The sequence below is a fragment of the Burkholderia sp. MSMB1826 genome (genome assembly GCF_001526325.1).
Lineage (GTDB): Bacteria > Pseudomonadota > Gammaproteobacteria > Burkholderiales > Burkholderiaceae > Burkholderia.
In genome coordinates this window covers 1-14611 of sequence record NZ_LOYN01000022.1, presented here as the reverse complement: position 1 = coordinate 14611, position 14611 = coordinate 1, and the positions used below count along the sequence as shown (strand labels likewise).

At 62.2% G+C, this 14611-nt stretch carries 15 protein-coding genes, 2 tRNA genes and 1 pseudogene; 10 read left to right on the top strand and 8 right to left on the bottom strand.

Annotation, left to right across the window (positions count from 1 at the left end; translation table 11 throughout):
- From WS95_RS33230 to WS95_RS12350, 3 genes are all read left to right on the top strand, one after another.
- Window positions 1-306, top strand: coding sequence for a YrhB domain-containing protein (locus WS95_RS33230; RefSeq protein ID WP_179950194.1), 306 nt, complete (start codon window positions 1-3; stop codon window positions 304-306).
- Window positions 307-455: 149 nt separating this feature from the next.
- Complete coding sequence (locus WS95_RS34785; RefSeq protein WP_156444476.1) at window positions 456-935, top strand: hypothetical protein; 480 nt, start codon at window positions 456-458, stop codon at window positions 933-935.
- A 236-nt stretch (window positions 936-1171) separates the two neighbouring features.
- Complete coding sequence (locus WS95_RS12350) at window positions 1172-1567, top strand: hypothetical protein (RefSeq protein ID WP_257139744.1); 396 nt, start codon at window positions 1172-1174, stop codon at window positions 1565-1567.
- Between the two features lie 145 nt (window positions 1568-1712).
- On the opposite strand, the gene WS95_RS33225 is transcribed toward WS95_RS12350, so the two are convergent.
- Complete coding sequence (locus tag WS95_RS33225) at window positions 1713-2309, bottom strand: DUF4291 domain-containing protein (RefSeq protein WP_082746909.1); 597 nt, start codon at window positions 2307-2309, stop codon at window positions 1713-1715.
- Window positions 2310-3407: 1098 nt separating this feature from the next.
- On the opposite strand from WS95_RS33225, the gene WS95_RS36185 reads away from it, so the two are divergent.
- Together WS95_RS36185 and WS95_RS33215 are read left to right on the top strand one after the other, a co-directional pair.
- Window positions 3408-4004, top strand: a complete 597-nt coding sequence (locus WS95_RS36185) for a zinc-ribbon domain-containing protein (RefSeq protein WP_441294158.1) — start codon at window positions 3408-3410, stop codon at window positions 4002-4004.
- 91 nt (window positions 4005-4095) lie between these two features.
- Window positions 4096-4505 (top strand): annotated as a pseudogene (locus WS95_RS33215) (hypothetical protein).
- Window positions 4506-4826: 321 nt separating this feature from the next.
- On the opposite strand, the gene WS95_RS12330 reads toward WS95_RS33215, so the two are convergent.
- Window positions 4827-4903, bottom strand: a tRNA-Pro gene (locus WS95_RS12330).
- Window positions 4904-5063: 160 nt separating this feature from the next.
- Between WS95_RS12330 and sixA the strand changes: the two genes are divergently transcribed.
- The gene (gene sixA, locus WS95_RS12325; protein WP_034206967.1) at window positions 5064-5525 is read left to right on the top strand and encodes a phosphohistidine phosphatase SixA; all 462 of its coding nucleotides are present in this window, start codon (window positions 5064-5066) and stop codon (window positions 5523-5525) included.
- A 170-nt stretch (window positions 5526-5695) separates the two neighbouring features.
- Window positions 5696-6502 carry a GNAT family N-acetyltransferase gene (locus WS95_RS12320; protein ID WP_034206968.1) on the top strand — a complete coding sequence of 269 codons (807 nt, stop codon included), beginning with the start codon at window positions 5696-5698 and terminating at the stop codon, window positions 6500-6502.
- A gap of 204 nt (window positions 6503-6706) precedes the next feature.
- Here the strand turns inward: WS95_RS12320 and WS95_RS35340 are convergent, their stop codons facing one another.
- Window positions 6707-6877 carry a hypothetical protein gene (locus WS95_RS35340; protein ID WP_175888554.1) on the bottom strand — a complete coding sequence of 57 codons (171 nt, stop codon included), beginning with the start codon at window positions 6875-6877 and terminating at the stop codon, window positions 6707-6709.
- A gap of 136 nt (window positions 6878-7013) precedes the next feature.
- Between WS95_RS35340 and WS95_RS35335 the strand changes: the two genes are divergently transcribed.
- Window positions 7014-7190, top strand: coding sequence for a hypothetical protein (locus WS95_RS35335; protein ID WP_179950193.1), 177 nt, complete (start codon window positions 7014-7016; stop codon window positions 7188-7190).
- An 18-nt stretch (window positions 7191-7208) separates the two neighbouring features.
- Here WS95_RS35335 and WS95_RS12315 read toward each other — a convergent pair whose 3' ends face one another.
- From WS95_RS12315 to WS95_RS12295, 5 genes are all read right to left on the bottom strand, one after another.
- Window positions 7209-8588 carry an MATE family efflux transporter gene (locus WS95_RS12315; RefSeq protein WP_059824069.1) on the bottom strand — a complete coding sequence of 460 codons (1380 nt, stop codon included), beginning with the start codon at window positions 8586-8588 and terminating at the stop codon, window positions 7209-7211.
- A 10-nt stretch (window positions 8589-8598) separates the two neighbouring features.
- Window positions 8599-8922, bottom strand: coding sequence for a DUF2288 domain-containing protein (locus tag WS95_RS12310; protein WP_034207875.1), 324 nt, complete (start codon window positions 8920-8922; stop codon window positions 8599-8601).
- Between the two features lie 70 nt (window positions 8923-8992).
- Window positions 8993-10612: an acyl-CoA synthetase gene (locus WS95_RS12305; RefSeq protein WP_059824067.1), complete on the bottom strand. Its 1620-nt coding sequence runs from the start codon at window positions 10610-10612 to the stop codon at window positions 8993-8995.
- Between the two features lie 367 nt (window positions 10613-10979).
- Window positions 10980-11681: a peptidoglycan DD-metalloendopeptidase family protein gene (locus WS95_RS12300; protein ID WP_059782654.1), complete on the bottom strand. Its 702-nt coding sequence runs from the start codon at window positions 11679-11681 to the stop codon at window positions 10980-10982.
- 131 nt (window positions 11682-11812) lie between these two features.
- On the bottom strand, window positions 11813-12724 hold the full coding sequence (locus tag WS95_RS12295; RefSeq protein WP_059782656.1) for an aldose epimerase family protein: 912 nt from the start codon (window positions 12722-12724) through the stop codon (window positions 11813-11815).
- A gap of 476 nt (window positions 12725-13200) precedes the next feature.
- Here WS95_RS12295 and WS95_RS12290 point away from each other — a divergent pair, with 476 nt between their 5' ends.
- Window positions 13201-14031 carry an undecaprenyl-diphosphate phosphatase gene (locus WS95_RS12290; RefSeq protein ID WP_034206973.1) on the top strand — a complete coding sequence of 277 codons (831 nt, stop codon included), beginning with the start codon at window positions 13201-13203 and terminating at the stop codon, window positions 14029-14031.
- A 185-nt stretch (window positions 14032-14216) separates the two neighbouring features.
- A tRNA-Arg gene (locus tag WS95_RS12285) sits at window positions 14217-14293 on the top strand.
- The last annotated feature ends 318 nt before the right edge of the window (window positions 14294-14611 follow it).

Below are 14611 nucleotides of genomic sequence, written 5' to 3'. Positions count from 1 at the left end.
ATGGCTATAACCAAGGATCAGGCGCTGCAACGTGTTCAAGAGTATCTTGATCAAATGGGTTCAACCGAGTCCACCGGTGGATATGCAGTTGTTGAGGAAAAGACGATCGAAAAACAGTATGGATGGGTGTTCGTATTCAATTCGAGAAAATATTTGGAGACCGGGAACATTATATTTTCTCTTGGCGGAAATGGGCCGATTGTTGTAGAGCGGGAGAGCGGGCGGCTACACCAATTGGGGTCGGCTTCGTCTCTGCAAGATTCTGTCAAGCAATTCGAGGATGCCCATGGTTTCGATTGTCAATGAAGGAAGCCAAATGGCAAGATGTTCAGTGTGAATTTCGTCAATAACAGATCTTAGGAAATTCTAGCGCCAGCATCTCCTGACTTGCTTGGGGGGGAATATGTCGCTGATGTGATTAGTTTTGACGCGGTAAGTAGGAAGTGGAGTCGCTAATGAATCAAGGGTTTGACTGGGAAGCGCCTATTGAGCCAGGGCGGGCAATGTTTGGGTTACCCCTTGGTTTACCGCATGACGCTATTAAAAAGCTTATAGGGTGCGACGGAGAGATTCTCCAAAAAACGACTGGGCTCCGAAATTCGCCGAAAATATTGATTGATTGTCGTCAATCTGGGGTTATATATTTTCGTGCGGCTGATATGGGGGCTGTTGAGTATGATTGGCAGAATATATTGGCGCGGCTTGTTTTTAAACAAGATATGCTAGAAAGCATTGTGGTTGAGTCCGTCGCGGGTGGTGCTGAATATGCATATAAGGGAAAACTCTTGAGTAAGGTTGGTCTCGGTGAAAAGGTCGCTGAGTTGCTTGAGATTGTGGAAACTGAATTCGATGATGCTGAGGAGATTTTTTATTCTGACAAGTTGAAGGGGTTTGAAGTGGCTGGTGATGATTCTTGTAATTTGTCAGTTAACTAAAATCAAGTTGTAACATATATCAATGTGTTTTGATTGAATCAGGTATTCGACTTGGTGTTGTGGTTTGATGGTTTTTGAGTCAGGGTGGTCAAGGTTTGGGTGTGCAAATTTCTTCCGGCTTGTTTCGGCGTGAGGGGTTGTGCTGATGAGGATTTATGATGTTGCTGCATTTTCAGGATCTCGGATTGCCTATGAAATGTGTCTTTCGGTTCGAAGATAGGTTGCGAGAAGATCCTATGCAGGTTCAGCTCGCACAAGCGTTGACGCTAAATGCTGCGAAGCCTCGAATGGGGCTTCGTGGTACGTATGGTCTATTTGGATCAACGGAATGGTGGACCAGTATTCAAGAAGGTAGAATGCCACTTCTTTATCAAATTAGTGTTATCCGGCGGGCGTTTGTTGCAGGGCAAGACAAGAACGTGCCAAACGATACGATCGACATTCAGTTGGATGATGGGTCGCTATGTACCTCGGGGATCTACGTCAACAACAAAATTGACGCGGAACTGTTCAAACCTGGATGTCGAGTTGGTATCGTCTATGCCCTCGACGAATTGAAGCAGCAGCCAGCCATGGATGGTGGCCTCAATCAATCGAAGATTGCTTTTGAAATGGCTGTGTCCATCGAGTAGATGAAAGACGCCGCACTCGCGAGCTTCGGTGGTGTCAAACGGTGAAGGGCCGACGCACAAACTCTGAACCATGGAAAGTAGATTTGCGAAGTGAATTGGGAGTAAGTGTGCAGCCTTCCCACATTACACGACGGGCTTGTGCAATCTAGGCATCAATACGGTACGGACGTTCTATAGGTAGCAAAGCGTGCGCTGACTCGAAATCGCCTTGGAGGACGAGAGAGTGCACGCTATATGCCAGTTGAGTTACGTCGATGATGCGCTGTATCCACTCATGCACATACAGATCGACGGCTTGCTTGCTGAGGCCGATTTGGATCGCACGGTGTGTGAGCGGTTGTAGCGATAGATCGCGCTCTGGGTCCCATTGAACGCGTACGGGAGCGCTCTCCTTAATGCGCAACCATTCCTCTCGATACATTGCTTCCTCAGGGTGACTCGGACAGCTATGAGCCAATGCCCACTCAAAGCCTTCGCGCGATATGTCGATGGCGAGAATGCGTCTTTGTCCGGAATCTTTCAGTCCCCAGCCTGAACGGTACATCATCCACATGAACGATGGCTTAATCCAGGTCATTCGTTCCATCTTGAACGGTGGCGAAACGAACGTTCCATTCGTCAGAGCAGAATCGGCGATCGCGTCTGAGTACGCTTGGTAGACCCGGATTGTGTGGTCGTCGTACATCGCGCGGATTTGACGGATTGGGATCGCTGCGTGGTGCTGTTTCAGGTGATTTTCCATGACTGCATTCTAGCTCGGGACTCGTCTTCTAGATGGCTTCGGAGCAAGTTGTTCCGATTGGGTGGGATGTCCGGTGTTCGTGGTGAAACAATACGGTTGTTTACGATATGGCGCGTACAGCTGAAGAGGCGTTTAAACATACAGTAGAGCTTGCGGAGGCGGGAGGGCTCACGCTTCTGACGATGGCATGGGCTGGCGCACAGGCGAACTACCGTTTCCGGTGTTCGAATGGGCATGGATTCGAGCGGCTTGCGACGTCTATCCTGTACAAAAATGTGACCGCATGTCCCGAATGCAAGCGGGAAGCGCTGCGTGACCGATGGATGGAAATTGTCAGGGAGCGCGGAGGAGAGCTTGTAGGGAGCGAATTCACGACCGTAGCGAGGCGATACCGCCTCCGCTGTGCGAAGGGGCACGAGTGGGGGGCGCTGGGACAGCATATCGTTGCCGGCCACTGGTGCCGGCGTTGCGTGGCGGAAGCCAATTCTGCGCGCCGATTGAATCATGACGGACTTGCACGCCTGCAGGCGGCGGCACAAAGCAAAGGCGGCCGTTGCCTCGCTACGGAATACGTCGGCAGGGCAACACGCTATGAACTGGAATGTTCAGGTAGCCACCGCTGGCAGACCAAAGGTGGGTTCATTTTAAACGGTCATTGGTGTCCAGCGTGCGCGAGAAAGGACAATGCCGAACAACAACGCCGGTCCGACGGCCTACAGCGGTTGCAGGCGGCAGCGGCGTTACGGGGTGGGGCTTGTTTGAGCGAAAGCTATACGGGCCTGATGTCACGATACCGGTTTCGTTGTGCAGCAGGCCATGAGTGGCAAAGCTTTGCCGGTTCGATCTTGGATGGGGCATGGTGTACGGCATGTCGATTCGACGAAGCGGGAGCGGTAGCGTTTGAGCGATTGCACGCCACTGTTACGGCGCTGAACTGGCGTTGTCTCTCTGGCACCTGGGCCGGCTACAACGAGCGGTATGAATTCGAATGCGAGAAGGGCCACCGATTTACTCGCAATGCAATGGCGCTACTGTACCGAAGCGAGCAAGCTCGTTGTGAGGCATGCGAAGCGGATGAGATTGAAGCGCGCTGGCTGAATGCTATCGCTGGCCGGAGCGGAGATCTTCTCAATGGTCCGTTCCGGGGGGCTATCTGAACGTTACCGGCTACGGTGTGCCGAAGGGCACGAGTGGGAGACGACTGGCGAACTGATCCGTAGAGGCAAATGGTGCCCCGAATGCGGGCGTGTCAAATCGGCGCAATGCAATATCCTTGCCGACGGGCTAGAAAGATTGCAGGCTGTTGCGCGAGGACACGGAGGCCGGTGCTTGGCAACAGAGTACACGCGTAGTCGGGATCATTACCTATTCGAATGCGCGCAAAGCCATCGCTGGAAAGCCCCTGGGCATATGGTAGTGCACGGGCATTGGTGTCCGAAATGTGCTGGTATCGCGCGACGCCTTACGCTTGAGACCATGCAGGACATCGCGAAGAAGCGTGGTGGTTTGTGCATGTCGACGGAATACCAAGGAGCGCATGTGAAACTGACTTGGCAGTGCCATCGGGGCCATGTGTGGCAGTCCTCACCAGCAAACGTGAAAAACAAGGGGCGTTGGTGTCCCAATTGTGCGTTTCTGGAAATGACAAAAGATCCGAAGAAGCGCCGGAAGTGGGATTTTGAAGGTAAGGAATGACTCGCGAGCGAAAGTTCTAGTTATGAGAAAAGGTGGAACGAGCCCGGGACGCACGATGCGTCGAGGAGGGCGCGCCGGGCTGACGAAAGAAATGCTGTTGCCGTTGTCGACCGAGAAAGTGCGGGCGCTGTCACTCGAGAACCACATGGCGCTGGCCATGGTTCGCTCCGGAAACGGGGGTTGTGATCAGGTGTTTGCCTGCTCCGGGTCGTCTATTTGGCGTTCTATATGCGAAGCGAGACGGCTTCGGGTTCCGATCTTGACTTGTACCGACGAGCGGAAGTCGTACTGGATGCCTGTATCGCGCGCGCCGAGCGGGGTGGGGCGTGGGCGCTTCACGAGGATGAAGCCGCTGATGTGGAGCGGGTGCTGGTCGTGCATGACGAGCAATTGGCAGCGATCCCCAAGCATCGCTATCTGGCGGCTTGGGATCGACTGCAACGTTTTGTGATGAGTGCCGGACGCTCCCCAATTCCGAGGGCAGAGATCACAGCTTGTTGAGCCGATATTAACGAGCATCGAGCCGCGTGTGTATTGGGCGGGGCCACACAGCTGGCCGGTGTGGTAGGCCTCCCGTGAGTCGAACACGGCGTCGGCGGGTTATGAGCCCGCTGCTCTAATCAGCATGAGCTCGAGGAGCGGGTGAGGGAATCGAACCCTCGTCGTAAGTTTGGACGGCTTCTGCTCTGCAATTAAGCGACATCCGCAACGCAAGTCATTGTGTCTGACCTATCGTGGGAGTAGATGCCTACATGGTGCCTACACGACGTCGTAAACGGAAAAGGGGCTACAGGCCAATGGCTTGTAACCCCTTGATTCCTTTGGTCGGAGCGAAAGGATTCGAACCTTCGACCCTCTGATCCCAAATCAGATGCGCTACCAGGCTGCGCTACGCTCCGACGAGCCAAACATAATAACGTCGAATGACCGATTCGGTCAATCACGATATGCGGGTAAATGCCCCGGCCGCGAATCGGCCGCGATTTGCGACAATTCTCGTGAGATCGGCCGCCCTGCGCGCATGCGCGCGCGTTCGCTCGCCGAAGCAAGGAGAACATCATGATGAACCTGATCCTGTGGCGCCACGCCGAGGCCGAAGACTACGCGACGAGCGATCTCGCGCGCCAGTTGACCGTGCGCGGCCGCAAGGACGCGCAGGCGATGGCCAAATGGCTGCGCGGCCGGCTCGAGACGAATACCGTGATCCTCGCGAGCCCGGCGGCGCGCACCGTACAGACCGTCGAGGCACTGACCGACCAGTACCGCACCGTCGACGCGCTCGCCCCGGGCGGCAGCGTCGACGACGTGCTGGCAGCGGCCGGCTGGCCGGAAGGCATCGCCCCGACGGTCGTGATCGTCGGCCACCAGCCGACGCTCGGCAGCGTCGCCGCGCAATTGATCGCCGGCGGCGACGACAGCTGGAGCGTCAAGAAGGGCGGAATCGTGTGGCTGGCGAGCCGCACGCGCGACGGCAGCCGGCAGGCCGTGCTGCGGGCCGTCCTGACGCCCGAACTGGCGTGAGGCCCGTCCGAATGGGTTTGAAGGGATTGATCATACGGTTTTGCGAGCTTTCTGCTAAAGTCAAATCGGCGACACGTCATTGAAAGGACACGGTCGTGCCACATAACGGTCACGGCCGATTACTACATTGGCGGGCATGTCGTCCTATTCCTTACGACCAGGAAAGCCTAATGCGAGAACTGCCGACGCCTACGCTCCCTTTTGCCTCGCTGCCCCTCGACACGTCGCGGCGCCACCTGCCGCGCGCCAGTGAAACCGTCACATCGGAGTATCGCCTGCGCGCCGCATGGGCGCGTACGGAAGACGAATTGCGCGAAGCCCAGCGCCTGCGCTACAGCGTGTTCGCCGAAGAGATGGGCGCGCAGGTCAGCGGCCCTTCCGGGCTCGACGTCGATCCGTTCGACGCGTATTGCGATCACCTCCTGGTCCGCGATCTCGACACGTTGAAAGTTGTCGGCACGTATCGCGTGCTGCCGCCGCACCAGGCGGCGCGTGTCGGCCGCCTGTACGCCGAAGGCGAATTCGACCTGTCGCGGCTCACGCACCTGCGCGGCAAGATGGTCGAGGTCGGCCGCTCGTGCGTGCACAGCGACTACCGCAGCGGCGCCGTCATCATGGCGCTGTGGGGCGGCCTCGGCGCGTACATGATGCAGAACGGCTACGAGACGATGCTCGGCTGCGCGAGCGTATCGATGGCCGATGGCGGTCACTACGCGGCGAACCTGTACCAGTCGCTGTCGGCAGGCTCGCTGACGGCGCCCGAGTATCGCGCGTTCCCGCACACGGCGCTGCCGGTCGACGAACTGCAGACGGGCACCGTCGTCGCGCCGCCGCCGCTGATCAAGGGTTACCTGCGTCTCGGTGCAAAGATTTGCGGCGCACCGGCCTGGGATCCCGACTTCAACTGCGCGGATTTCCTGACGCTGTTCCGCCTGTCGGACATCAACGCGCGCTACGCCCGTCACTTCCTGGGCTGAGCGGATCGAACCGCGTCGCACCTTCCGAGGCGCGGCGCGCGCAAGCGAACGCCGTCGCGTGGCCTGTGCCGCGCGACGGCGTTCGTGTATCCGATCAATGTGAGCGTATCGGGCCCTGATAATTTCAGCGATACGCGACGACCACCGTGCCGCAGGGCGGCACGTTCGCGACGGCCGGAGGAGGGCCGTACGGCGGCGGCGCGCTCAGTGCTTGCGCCGCCAGTCGAGCAGGTGGTGTTCCGCCATCCAGTGGTGGATCATCCCTTCGCCTTCGTGGCTGCGCTTGTATTCGCGCGACTCGAAGTACGACAGCGCGACCAGCACCATCACACCGATGAACAGGCCGATCAGGCCCGCAATTTCCTCAGACGACATGGCAGCCTCCTATCAACGGCACAGCGCCATGCGTACATAGTAGGACATGCGCGGCGCAACCCTGAAACCGGATTTCCGCTAGACTCGGCGCGGTCCCGGCGTGCGATGGGCGCGCCGTTTTCTGGAGCCCTACCTGATGACCCGTTTCATGCTGGCCGTGCTGGTCGCATCCCTTCTTGCCGCCTGCAGCAGCGATCCCCGCCAGGCGCGCCGCGGCCACCCGCCCGAGGATCCGGCCGACTATCGCGGCGTGCCGACCGACGTGACGCCGCCGTCGATGCTCGACGCGCCGTCGCCGAAACCCGTGCAGTAACGGTCGCTCGGCCCGCTGTCACGCGCGGGCCGCGGATGCGGCTTGCGGGTCGGCGCCAATGCGCCGTAACAGCGCCGGCAGGTAGCGCGCGAGCGTCACGCCGCGCGCCGCCATGAATACCAGCAGCGCGAACCAGAGGCCGTGATTGCCGAACGTGTCGACGGCGGCGAGCGTGGCCGCGACGAAGATCGACAGCGACACGACCATCGCGCGCATCAGCGATTGCGTCTGCGTCGCGCCGATGAACACGCCGTCGAGCAGGAAACCCCAGACCGACACGATCGGCGAGATCGCGGCCCACGGCAGGTAGCGCAGCGCGACGGCGCGGATCTCGGCCTGGTCGGTCAGACGTGCGACGATCCAGCCGCCCGCCACCCAGTAAACGAGCGCGAACAGCAGCGCACCGAGCGCCGACCAGAACAGCGTGACGCGTACGGCTTGCCGGAAAGCGTGGCGATCGCGCGCGCCGGCCGCCGCGCCGACGAGCGCCTCGGCCGCATGCGCGAAGCCGTCGAGGCCGTACGCCATGAAGGTCTGAAAATTCAGCAGCAGCGCATTCGCGGCGAGTGTCGCGTCGCCTTGTTTTGCGCCGAGATGCGCGAACCATCCGAAGGCGCCGAGCACGCACAGGGTGCGCAGGAAGATGTCGCGATTGAGCACGATCAGCCGCTTGAGCGCCACCCGGTCGGCCAGCGCGCGTACCGCGAGCGGTGCAAGGCCGCGCGGCCGCAGCCGCCACAGCATCCACGCGCCGAGCGCGAAGCCGCACGCGTCCGCGGTGGCGGTCGCGGCGCCGATGCCGGCGATGCCCCAACCGAAGCCGTACACGTAGAGCAGCACGGCGCCGATGTTCACCGCATTGATGAACACCTGTGCGACGAGTGCGAGTCGAACGCGCTGCACGCCGAGCAGATAGCCGAGCACCACGTAGTTCGCGAGCGCGAACGGCGCACTCCAGATCCGTGCGTGGCTGTATGCGAGCGCCGTCGCGTGGACGGCGTCGCTGCCGCCGAGCGCGGACAGCGCGAACGACAGCAGCGGCGCCTGCAGCGCCAGCACCGTGGCGCCGAGCGCGAACGCGACGATCAGCGCGCGCAGCAGATTCAGGCGGATCCCGGCGGCGTCGCCGGCGCCATGCGCTTGCGCGACGAGCCCGGTCGTTCCCATCCGCAGGAAGCCGAAGCCCCAGAACACGAAATTGAAGAACAGGCCGCCGAGCGCGACGCCGCCGAGATATTGCGCCCCGTCGAGGTGGCCGGCGACGGCCGTGTCGACGGCGCCGAGGATCGGCTGGGTCAGGTTCGCGACGACGATCGGGAACGCGAGCGCGAGCACGCGCCGGTGCGTGACGACGGCCGCAGCGCCGCCGGCCCCGTGCGGTAACGCGGATTCGGACATGGCGGATGCGTCAGGCGCGTTCCTGCACGCAGACCCACGGCGAGACGACGACCGCCCACAGTTCCGGATTGCGCGCCGCGTAGTCGGCGGCGGTCTCGGCCGGCATGCGCGCGACGAGGCCGGACGACAGCCAGCGCGTGACCTGTTCGGTGTCGTCGCTGGCGACCGCTTCCGCGACGCTGACGAGATCGAGGTCGCGCGCAACCGACAACAGCTTGCCTTGTGCGAAGAAGCGCTCGAGATCGCACCAGTCGATCTTGGCGGTCTCGCCGAGGAGTTTGGCGTAGAGCGGGCTGTGCGACGCGCCCGTGGCGGAGTGTTGATCAGAGGACATCGAGTTCTTGGAATAGCTGCGTGGCGCCACTATAAACCATCCGGCCGGGCCGGCCGAGCGAGCGGGCCGCTCACGCGTCGCGCAGCGCCCGGCGCACGATCTTGCCGGTGGCGGTCATCGGCAGGCTGTCGACGAACGCGATCGCGCGCGGATACTCGTGCGCGGCGAGCCGCGTGCGCACGTGTTCCTGCAGCGCGCGGACGAGCGCAGCGTCGCCGGCGTGGCCGGGGTTCAGCACGACGAACGCCTTGACGATTTCGGTGCGCGTCGCGTCGGGCACGCCGACGACGGCCGCCATTCGCACCGCCGGATGCGTGAGCAGGCAATCCTCGATCGGGCCCGGGCCGATCCGGTAACCGGCGCTCGTGATCACGTCGTCGTCGCGGCCGACGAAGCGCACGAAACCGTCGGCGTCGATCGTGCCCGTATCGCCGGTGAGCAGGTAGTCGCCCGCGAACTTGTCGCGCGTCGCGCCGGGGTTGCGCCAGTATTCGAGAAACATCACCGGATCGGGGCGGCGCACCGCGATGCGGCCTTCGACGCCGGGCGGCAGCGGTGCGCCGTCCGCGTCGACGATCGCGACCGCATGGCCGGGCACCGCCTTGCCGATCGCGCCGGGCTGCGCATCGAACAGCGCCGCGCACGACGACAGCACCATGTTGCATTCGGTCTGCCCGTAGAACTCGTTGATCGTCACGCCGAGCGCGTCGCGGCCCCACGCCGTCAATTCGGTGCCGAGCGATTCGCCGCCGCTTGCGACCGATTTCAGCGACAGCGCGTAGCGTTCGCGCGGCGCCGCGACGGCGCGCATCAGCTTCAGCGCGGTGGGCGGCAGAAACGCGTGGGTGACGCCGTGCCGCGCCATCAGTGCGAACGCCGCCTCGCCGTCGAATTTCTCGAAGCGGCGCGCGAGCACCGGCACGCCGTGATGCCATGACGGCAGCAGCACGTCGAGCAGCCCGCCGATCCATGCCCAGTCGGCGGGCGTCCAGAACAGGCGTGCGTCGCGCGGGAAGCACTGCTGCGACATCTCGACGCCCGGCAGGTGGCCGAGCAGCACGCGATGCGCGTGTAGCGCGCCTTTCGGCTTGCCCGTCGTGCCGGACGTATAGATGATCACGGCCGGATCGTCGGCGGCCGTATCGACCGGCACGAAATCCGGCGATTCGGCGGCGAGCGCCGCGTCATAGCGCAGCACGCCCGGCGCATCGGGCGCATCGTCGCCGACGCAGTAGACGGTATGCAGTGCTGGCAGTCGTGCGCGCAGCGGCGCGATCTTCGCGTAGCCGGCCGCGTCGGTGACGAGCGCGGCGGCCTCGCTGTTCGCGAGCCGGTACTCGAGCGCATCGACGCCGAACAGCGTGAAGAGCGGCACGGCGATCGCGCCGGACTTGTACGCGGCGAGATGGGCGATCGCCGTTTCGGGGCCCTGCGCGAGAAAGATGCCGATTCGGTCGCCGCGCCGCAGGCCGGCGCGCGCAAAGCTGTTCGCGAGCCGGTTAGAAGCATTCTTCAGGTCGTCGAACGTGATGCGGGAGACGTCGCCTTGCGCGGTTTCGTGGATCAGCGCGAGGCGTCCGCTGCCGTCGGCCCATTTGTCGCACACGTCCACGCCGATGTTGTAATGCGTCGGAATGTCCCAGTGGAAGCGGGAGAGGAGGTGGTCGTAGCGGTCGGCGGCGGGCAGCATCGCATGGTCTCCTGGGCGTCGGCGTGGCGTCGGGTGAACGGCTTACATCAGGATTTCACGCAGACGAATTCACAATGGTGTTCGCTGATAGGGAATGTTCTGACTCGTCCAATAGTGACGGCTCAGTGCACGATTCCACAATGACGCATAAGATCAAGACAAAACAGTGGTGTGACCATGGATTTGCTTCTGATAGCTGCGGGGTTCAGCCTGATCGGAATCGGTGTGCTGGTGGCGTTTGCTCGTCATGTCGATCCGTTGTCCGGCCGTTTCACCGGACGTCTGCGCAAGCGCTGACTCGATTTTTTCCGTTTTCGCCGCGACGGCACGCGATGCGCGCCGGTGTCGCGTGTCGTCCGTCGCGCGCTCAGCGCGCCGGCAGGTAGCGTGACGGATCGATCGAGCGGCCGCCATAGCGCAACTCGAAATGCAGCGCGACGCGATCGCTGTCGCTGTTGCCCATCTCGGCGATCGATTGCCCTTGCGTGACCGATTGACCTTCCTTCACCAGCAACGCGCGGTTGTGCGCGTAGGCCGTCAGGTAATCGGCGTTGTGCTTCAGGATGATCAGGTTGCCGTAGCCGCGCAACCCGTTACCGGCATAGACCACGACACCCGGTGCGGCCGCAACCACCGGCGTGCCCGGCGAATTCGCGATGTCGATGCCCTTCGATTTCGAGCCGTCGAACGTGCGCACCACGTTGCCGGCCGCCGGCCAGATCAGCGCAATGCTCGTGGCCGGTTTCACGGCCGATTCGACCGGCGCGGAAGGGGCCGGGCGCGCGCGGCCCGCGCTGCCGGTGCCGGTGCTCGATGGCGTCGATGCGGTGGCCGTGCCGGGCGGCGGTGCGACGCGCAGCACCTGGCCGACTTCGATCGCATCGGGGTTCGTCATCTGGTTCCAGCGCACGATGCTCTGTACCGACGTGCGGTTGTCGCGCGCGATCTTGTAGAGCGTGTCGCCACGCTCGACGCGATAGAACCCGGGGCCGACGGGCGCGGAGCCGCACGCGACGAGCAGGGCGGCGCAGGCGGCTGCGAAGAGTCGCTTCGTTGTTGTTTCGAACATTGAACCTCGCAAAACCCTGCCGCGCGTGACGCGGCAGGCAACACAAAACGTCCGATTTTAACGGGTTCGACCCGCGCACCGCAGTTTCGGTCGCAGGCGGGCCGCCGCGCCCCGGTTCGATGCGTGCCGAATCAGCCGGCGAGCGGGGCGACGCGGATCCGCAGCGTGGCCGTTTCGGTCGCGCCCGGTGCGAGCATGCGCAGCCCGAGGCCGTTGTGGATCGCATCGGGCAGGCCGAGCCACGGCTCGACGCAGTAGAAGTCCGAATCCGGCTTTTCTGTCCACGTCGTGACCGCGTACCACGGGATCGAGCCCGGCACGTCCAGCGCGATCTCGATCGTGCGACCGCGGCCCGGCATCACGATGCGCACCGGCGCGGACGGCTCGCCGTCGAGACAGTGGAAGCGATCGAGGATGTCCGGATTGTCGAGGCGGTAACGGGCTTCGCCCGGTTCGAGCGGGCTGATCGAGCCGTCCGCGCGCTGTTGGCAACGGCGGGTCGGCGGCAGCTCGAGGAGGGTGTCGGCCCGCTCGCCATGCGGCAGCGCGAAATAGAAATGGTGGCCGGCGTAATAGGGCAGCGGCGTATCGCCGCGATTGGTCGTCGTCAACGCGGCTTCCAGCGTGTGCGCGTCGGCCAGCCGGTAGGTCGTTTCGAACCGGAAATCGAACGGGTAGCTCGCGCGCAGCGTGTCGTTCGCGTCGAGCGTCATCGTCAGCGCGGCGCCGTCGGCCGACGGGTGCGCGTCGAACGGCAGGTCGCGCGCAAAACCGTGCATCGGCAGATCGCGAACCACGCCGGCGGCGTCGCGCCAGCGGCCGATTTCACCGTCGACGCGGTGGCGGCCGAGGAACGGGAACAGCAGCGGATTGCCGCCGCGCACGCGGGCGAGGTTGCTCCAATCGGCGGTTTCCGGCCAGAAGATCACCGGTTCGCCGTCGACGTGCCAGGACAGCAGACGGCCGCCGAATTGCGGAGCGACCCGGACGAGCGACGGGCCGGCGTGAAGTTCGTGAATGTCGTGTTGCTGGAAGATCGGCATGGCGAATCGGGTTGGAAGTGACTGGAGCAGCGTGCGTTCCATTATCGGGCCGCGGGCGGTCGGGGAAAACCCTTCTCGGGAAATTGCGAGTTTTTAACACTGTCGACGGTCTGGATAATGCGTCTAAACCGGTGATGTTGCCGGGTCATGACACTTCGCGGAGGGGGCCATGGATCTGGCAATGGCAATGGGAATCGCACTGTTCGGCATGTTTACCGGTAGCACGGTATTATTTTTCTATCAGCTCGGTCGCTGACGGCAATTTCTGCCGGCGCCTGCAGGCCCGCCATGCAAATGGCGGGCTTTTTGCTTTCTTGATGCTTACAAATTGCAAGCGTTTGTGTGCATTGCCGCAATATCCTGCCAAATGCCTTGGCGCAGTAATCCTGGCTGGGCATAATCGGGGCGCGTTTTCAGGACGCGCATCGCGTCGTCCGCTTTCCCTTCCGCTTAATCTTCACTAAAAGGACCGACGCGTGAGCCTCTGGTTTCTGGTATTCCTGAGCGTCCTGCAGGGCGTAACCGAACTCTTCCCCGTCAGCAGTCTTGGCCATACGCTGCTCGTGCCGGCGCTGTTCGGCATGCACATCGACAAGCACGCGCCGCAACTGCTGCCCTTTCTCGTCGCGCTCCACCTCGGCACCGCGCTGGCGCTGCTGTGGTACTTTCGCGCGCGCTGGATCGCGCTGATCGGCGGCTTCTTCGCGCAGCTCGGCGGCCGCAAGAACGACGACGGGCATCTGATGTGGGCGCTGATCATCGGCACGATCCCGACCGGCATCGTCGGGCTGCTGCTCGAGAAGCGCATCGAACGCGTGTTTCACGATCTGCGGATCGTCGCGATCGCGCTGATCGTCAACGGCGTGTTGCTGTGGCTCGGCGATCGCATTCAGCGTAGCCGCGCGCATCGGCCGCCCGAGAAGATGACGTTCAAGCAGGCGTTCTTCGTGGGCCTTGCGCAGATCGGCGCGCTGATTCCGGGCTTCTCGCGCAGCGGGTTGACGATGATCGCCGGCAACGCGGCGGGGCTGACGGCGGAGAAGGCGGCGGAATTCTCGTTCCTGCTCGGCACGCCGATCATCTTCGCCGCGGGCGTGCTCGAATTGCCGAAGCTGTTCCATGCGCGCGACCAGCTCGCCGATGCGCTGCTCGGCGGCGTGCTGACGGCGATTGCCGCATACCTGAGCGTGCGGTTCCTGATGCGCTATTTCGAAGGGCGCGGCCGGCTCGCGTCGTTCGGCGTGTATTGCGTGATCGCCGGCGTGTTCTGCCTCGGCTGGTTCATGCTGCATCCGCAGCCGGTTTGATGCCGCGGGCGCCGGTCTCGCGTGATCCGGCGCGATGATCGGGTATAATTTCGGGCTCGGCTCCATGCCGGGCCCGTTTTGTTTCGGGGGTTTGAGTGAATGTGGTTGCGGGCGGTGTTGCTGCTCGTTGCTCAAAAGCCCGATGCCGAATGCGGTCCGTGGCAGGCCGTGTCTTTTCTCCCCGACCGCCCTTAGCTCAGTTGGATAGAGCAACGGCCTTCTAAGCCGTAGGTCACACGTTCGAATCGTGTAGGGCGGGCCAGTAAAATCAATGGGTTAGCTCGCGTTTCGAAACCTATGCTTGCTCATCAAAAACTCCGTGTAGGCGCTGTGTAGGTGTTGGCGGTCAACGCAGATGGCGCTCAATCTACTTCAGAAGGGGCCCCAAGAATGAGAAGAACACAGTAGTCTGGGGCAGGGCAGCCATCGTCCGTCCGTTCCGCTTCAGATGTGGTGACCCTGAACCAGAATTAGTCCCGGTCGGAAGTGGAGATTTCCGGCTTGTGACCCTGAACCAGAATTAGTCCCGGTCGGAAGTGGAGATTTCCGGCTTGGTTGAGTTGTCAGGCGAGGCGGATTC

Excerpts from the sequence above, each read along its gene's own strand:
- WS95_RS33230 (WP_179950194.1), top strand. The coding sequence starts at position 1 with ATGGCTATAACCAAGGATCAGGCGCTGCAACGTGTTCAAGAGTATCTT.
- WS95_RS34785 (WP_156444476.1), top strand. The coding sequence starts at position 456 with ATGAATCAAGGGTTTGACTGGGAAGCGCCTATTGAGCCAGGGCGGGCA.
- WS95_RS12350 (WP_257139744.1), top strand. The coding sequence starts at position 1,172 with ATGCAGGTTCAGCTCGCACAAGCGTTGACGCTAAATGCTGCGAAGCCT.
- WS95_RS33225 (WP_082746909.1), bottom strand. The coding sequence starts at position 2,309 with ATGGAAAATCACCTGAAACAGCACCACGCAGCGATCCCAATCCGTCAA.
- WS95_RS36185 (WP_441294158.1), top strand. The coding sequence starts at position 3,408 with ATGCTATCGCTGGCCGGAGCGGAGATCTTCTCAATGGTCCGTTCCGGG.
- sixA (WP_034206967.1), top strand. The coding sequence starts at position 5,064 with ATGATGAACCTGATCCTGTGGCGCCACGCCGAGGCCGAAGACTACGCG.
- WS95_RS12320 (WP_034206968.1), top strand. The coding sequence starts at position 5,696 with ATGCGAGAACTGCCGACGCCTACGCTCCCTTTTGCCTCGCTGCCCCTC.
- WS95_RS35340 (WP_175888554.1), bottom strand. The coding sequence starts at position 6,877 with ATGTCGTCTGAGGAAATTGCGGGCCTGATCGGCCTGTTCATCGGTGTG.
- WS95_RS35335 (WP_179950193.1), top strand. The coding sequence starts at position 7,014 with ATGACCCGTTTCATGCTGGCCGTGCTGGTCGCATCCCTTCTTGCCGCC.
- WS95_RS12315 (WP_059824069.1), bottom strand. The coding sequence starts at position 8,588 with ATGTCCGAATCCGCGTTACCGCACGGGGCCGGCGGCGCTGCGGCCGTC.
- WS95_RS12310 (WP_034207875.1), bottom strand. The coding sequence starts at position 8,922 with ATGTCCTCTGATCAACACTCCGCCACGGGCGCGTCGCACAGCCCGCTC.
- WS95_RS12305 (WP_059824067.1), bottom strand. The coding sequence starts at position 10,612 with ATGCTGCCCGCCGCCGACCGCTACGACCACCTCCTCTCCCGCTTCCAC.
- WS95_RS12300 (WP_059782654.1), bottom strand. The coding sequence starts at position 11,681 with ATGTTCGAAACAACAACGAAGCGACTCTTCGCAGCCGCCTGCGCCGCC.
- WS95_RS12295 (WP_059782656.1), bottom strand. The coding sequence starts at position 12,724 with ATGCCGATCTTCCAGCAACACGACATTCACGAACTTCACGCCGGCCCG.